At 70.8% G+C, this 4,438-nt stretch carries 3 protein-coding genes; 1 reads left to right on the top strand and 2 read right to left on the bottom strand.

The genetic code is table 11. The features are described 5' to 3' along the window. A partial coding sequence (locus GL263_RS22305; RefSeq protein ID WP_182857535.1) for a transglycosylase domain-containing protein occupies positions 1-2,229 on the bottom strand: 2,229 nt, incomplete at its 3' end. 417 nt (positions 2,230-2,646) lie between these two features. Here GL263_RS22305 and GL263_RS22300 point away from each other — a divergent pair. Further along, complete coding sequence (locus tag GL263_RS22300; protein ID WP_182857534.1) at positions 2,647-2,979, top strand: WhiB family transcriptional regulator; 333 nt, start codon at positions 2,647-2,649, stop codon at positions 2,977-2,979. A gap of 57 nt (positions 2,980-3,036) precedes the next feature. Here the strand turns inward: GL263_RS22300 and bagB are convergent, their stop codons facing one another. Further along, complete coding sequence (bagB, locus tag GL263_RS22295; RefSeq protein WP_182857536.1) at positions 3,037-4,389, bottom strand: ATPase BagB; 1,353 nt, start codon at positions 4,387-4,389, stop codon at positions 3,037-3,039. Between the last annotated feature and the right edge of the window lie 49 nt (positions 4,390-4,438).

Below are 4,438 nucleotides of genomic sequence, written 5' to 3'. Positions count from 1 at the left end.
GTTGTCGCCGCCGCCGATGAAGCCGGGGGGCGGCCAGGGGATGCCGGGGCGGGACGGGTTGCGGCCGTCGTCGTTGTTGTCGTCGTCGCCGTCGTCACCGCCGCGGTCGCGGTCGCGGCGGCGGTCCTGCTTGTCCTCGTCGTCCTTCTCGCCCTTGTCGCCGCGGGGGACCTTGACGGGGTTGAACCTGCCGGCTTCGACGCCCTGGAGGGAGCCGGTCATCGCGGCCCGCCAGATGGGGCCCGGGAGGCCGCTGCCGGAGACGTGGCCGTAGTACTGGCCGCCGATGGTGATGTTGAACATCTCGGGGCGGGTGGTGCCGTCGCCGCCGACCCACACGGCGGTGGAGAGCTGCGGGGTGTAGCCGACGAACCACACGTCGCGGCGGTTCTCGGTGGTGCCGGTCTTGCCGGCGTTCTCCCGGTCGCCGAGTCGGACGCCGGAGCCGGTGCCGTCCTCCATGACGCCCTTGAGGATGCCGTTGACCATGTCGGCGGTCTGCTCGGACATGGCCCGGGTGCACTTGGTCTGCGGGGGCCGCAGCTCGTTGCCCTTGTTGTCGGTGACCTTCTCGATGGCGATCGGGGTGCAGTACTCGCCGCGGTTGGCGAAGGCCGCGTAGGCGCTGGCCATGTCGAGCGGGGTGGTCTGGACGACGCCGAGCCCCATGGAGGGGACGCCGATCAGTCGCTTGCCGGTGGCGGCCCGGATGCCGAGCTTGGCGGCCATGTCGGCGGTCTCGCACAGGCCGGTCTTCTGGAGCATGTCGATGGTGAAGGTGTTCACCGACTGGCCGATCGCGCTGTACATGTCCCAGGTGCCGGCCATCTCCTGGCGCTCGTTGCCCACGGGGTACTTGCCGGTTCCGTAGGGCGCGTTCTCGCAGGTGCGGAAGCGGGCCATGTCGAACTCGGTCTTGTGGCCGCTGGAGTAGGTGTCGGCCGGGCTGATGCCCTTCTCGATGGCCGCGGCGGCGACGATCGGCTTGAAGGTGGAGCCTGGCTGGAAGCCCATGGTGGAGCCGCCCATGGCGTTGCCGACGGAGAGGTTGAGCACGGTCTCGTTGTTGTCTGCGTTGGTGCCGTAGGGCCGGGTCTGCGCCATGGAGAGGATGCGGCCGGTGCCGGGTTCGACGGAGACGACGGCGGCGGCGACCTTGTCCGTGCGGTTCACCTTGGAGGTGGCCGCGTCGTGGGCGGCCTTCTGAGCTTTGGGGCTGAGGGTGGTCCTGATGTGCAGGCCGCCCTGCTTCCAGCGGGCGAGGCGTTCCTTGTCGGTCTTGCCGAAGGACTCGTTGGTGAGGAACTCCTGCCGGACGTAGTTGCAGAAGAAGCCGGCGTTCATGTCGGCGGTGATGCAGCCGCTCTTGGGGCGGCTGACCTTGAGCCCGAGCGGCTTCTTCCTCAGCTTGACGAGTTCGGCCCGGTCGATGTGACCGACGGACGCCATGCGGGTGAGGACGACGTTGCGGCGCTTGAGGCCTTCCTGCTCGTCGTTGATCGGGTCGTACCTGGTGGGCGACTGGACGATGCCGGCGAGGAGGGCGGCCTCCTGGATCTCCAGGTCCTTGGCGTGCTTGGAGAAGTAGCGCTGGGAGGCGGCCTCGACGCCGTAGGTCTGCTGCCCGAAGAACGTGATGTTGAGGTAGTTCTCCAGGATCTCGTTCTTCGAGAGGTCCTGTTCGAGCTGGATGGCGTACTTGAGTTCCTTGATCTTGCGCCCGAGCGTCTGCTGGGTGGCCTGGGCGACCTTGTCGGGGTCGTCGCCGGCCTCCTCCACGAAGACGTTCTTCACGTACTGCTGGGTGAGGGTGGAGGCGCCCTCGGAGACCTCGCCGGCCTGGGCGTTGCGGTTGAGCGCGCGCAGGACGCCCTTGAGGTCGACGGCGCCGTGCTGGTAGAAGCGCGCGTCCTCGATGGCGACGATGGCCTTGCGCATCCAGGGTGAGATGTCCTTGAGCGGCACCTCGGTGCGGTTGCGGGCGTAGTCGACGGCGATGACGCCGCCCTCGGCGTCGTAGATCGTGGTCTTCTGGCTGAGCGCGGGGCGCTTGAGCACGGCCGGGATCTCGTCGAAGCCCTGGGCCGTCTCCTTGGCCGCGAGGCCGAGGCCGCCGACGGCGGGCAGGGCGATGCCGGCCGCCACCGCACCGGCGAGCACGCTGACGCCGAGGAACTTCGCGGCTTGCTGGGTCGCGGACAACCCACCGCCCGAGCGCTTGTTTGCCATGGGTGCCAGCCTACGTTCTCAAACCCCGGACAGGGGCGCATGTGTTCGTTTACTCTGTCTCACGCCTGCCCCGGGAGTGTGGCTCGACCACACCTCTCCCCTCACTCCTGTGGGTGATGAGAGGCGCCCTGAATTGCCGTCATATGCCGCGCATATGCCAGGGAAACTCGCGAGAAACCCCTGCCTGACCCGCAGAGACCGCCCCTGACGCCGGAAAAGTCCGAGTTGTCCTGGGGTCACTCCGGTGGGTGATCTACCGCGTACCCATAGTCCGATCGGGCCATCCAAGATTGGACCGGTCGGGGGTGTTGTCGTCTGCTCGCTTTCCGTAACGTCCTCAACTGGCGACGGCGCATATGCCGTTGGTCGCCGAGGGGGAGCGAGCGAGCCTCGATACGGGAGAGGACGGCACCAGCGATGAGCAGCTGGGTTACGGACTGGAGTACGCAGGCCGCCTGTCGTACGACCGATCCGGACGAACTATTCGTTCAGGGCGCGGCGCAGAACCGGGCGAAGGCGGTGTGCACCGGCTGCCCGGTGCGCACCGAGTGCCTGGCCGACGCGCTCGACAACCGCGTGGAGTTCGGCGTGTGGGGTGGAATGACCGAGCGGGAGCGCCGCGCGCTGCTGCGGCGGCGGCCGACGGTCACCTCCTGGCGGCGGCTGCTGGAGACCGCCCGCGCCGAGTACGAGGGCTACTCGACGGACTGCGGCACGGAGGAGCTGCCGGCGCCCGCCGCCGCGAGCTGAGCCCGGGTCCAGGCCGGCCCCCGACGGGCCGGGCCACCCCCCGCCCGGGCCGGACTGTCACCGCGCCGCCGGTCGCCCGGCTGCCCGGTCACCGGTCGGCTGGCCACCGGTCGGCTGGTGCGCCAGCCGGTCGCCGATGGCCCGCAGGCCCGCCAGGTCGTGCACGTCCCCGGGAAGCGCCGGCACCTCCGCGACGGGCACCTCGGGGTGCAGTGCCGCGAACCGGTCCCGGCAGCGCCGCTCACGGGCCAGCAGGCGCATCCGCTCGGCGTGCAACCGCAGCAGCGACGCCGCCAGCCGCTCCGGCGAGGAGGGCTCCCCGGGGCCGGCGGCCGACGCGACGGCGAACTCGGCGCCCGCGTCGGTGTCGGCGTCGATGTCGGCGCCCGCGTCGACGTCGGCGGCTGCACCGGCGTCGGTCTCGGGATCGGCGTCAAGGTCGGGGGCGGCTTCGGCGTCCGCGTCGGTGTCGGAGAGGACCTCCGCGGCCGCCAGCGCGCGTTCCGCGCTCAACTCCCCCGCCTCGGTGCCGTGCACCCGGTTCAGCACCATTCCGGCGAGCGGCATGTTGTCGTCGGCGAGCCGCTCCACGAAGTAGGCGGCCTCACGCAAGGCGTCCCGCTCGGGAGCCGCGACCACCACAAAGGCCGTGCCGCGCGCCTGGAGCAGGCGGTAGGTGGCGTCGGCGCGGGTGCGGAACCCGCCGAACATGGTGTCCATGGCGGCGACGAACGTCTGGACGTCGCGCAGCAGTCCGGTGCCGAGCAGCTTGCCGAGGGTGCCGGTCACCATGGACAGCCCGGCCATTCCCAGGTTGACGAACCTCATGCCCGCGCGCCCGCCGGCCTTCGCGGGGGCGGCGAGCAACCGGATGAGCCGGCCGTCGAGGAACGAGCCGAGACGGCTCGGCGCGTCCAGGAAGTCCAGGGCGGACCTGCTGGGCGGGGTGTCGACGATGATCAGGTCCCACTCGTCCCGCGCCCGGAGCTGGCCCAGCTTCTCCATGGCCATGTACTCCTGGGTGCCCGCGAAGCCGGCGGACAGCGAGGCGTAGAAGGGGTTCTCCAGGATCGCCTTCGCACGCTCGGGGTCGGCGTGCGCCTCGACGATCTCGTCGAACGTCCGCTTCATGTCGAGCATCATGGCGTGCAGTTCGCCGCCCTTGGACTCGTCGACTCCGGGCACCCGGCGCGGGGTGTTGTCGAGTTCCGTCAGGCCCATGGACTGGGCGAGGCGGCGGGCGGGGTCGATGGTGAGCACGACGGCCCGCCGGCCGCGTTCGGCGGCGCGGACCCCGAGAGCGGCGGCGGTGGTGGTCTTGCCGACGCCGCCGGAGCCGCAGCAGACGACGATGCGCGTCTCGGGGTCGTCGAGCAGCGGGTCGACCTCCAGCGCGGGGGCGACGTCCAGACCGGTGCCGCTGTCGGGCCCGCCGGCGGCGGTGGCGCTGTCGGTGGCG

Origin of the sequence: Streptomyces durbertensis, assembly GCF_014156695.1 — a bacterium.
In the GTDB taxonomy this organism is placed as follows: domain Bacteria; phylum Actinomycetota; class Actinomycetes; order Streptomycetales; family Streptomycetaceae; genus Streptomyces; species Streptomyces durbertensis.
The sequence above is the reverse complement of the archived record's forward strand: the minus strand, read 5'-3'. Positions and strand labels throughout refer to the sequence as shown.

Excerpts from the sequence above, each read along its gene's own strand:
- GL263_RS22300 (WP_182857534.1), top strand. The coding sequence starts at position 2,647 with ATGAGCAGCTGGGTTACGGACTGGAGTACGCAGGCCGCCTGTCGTACG.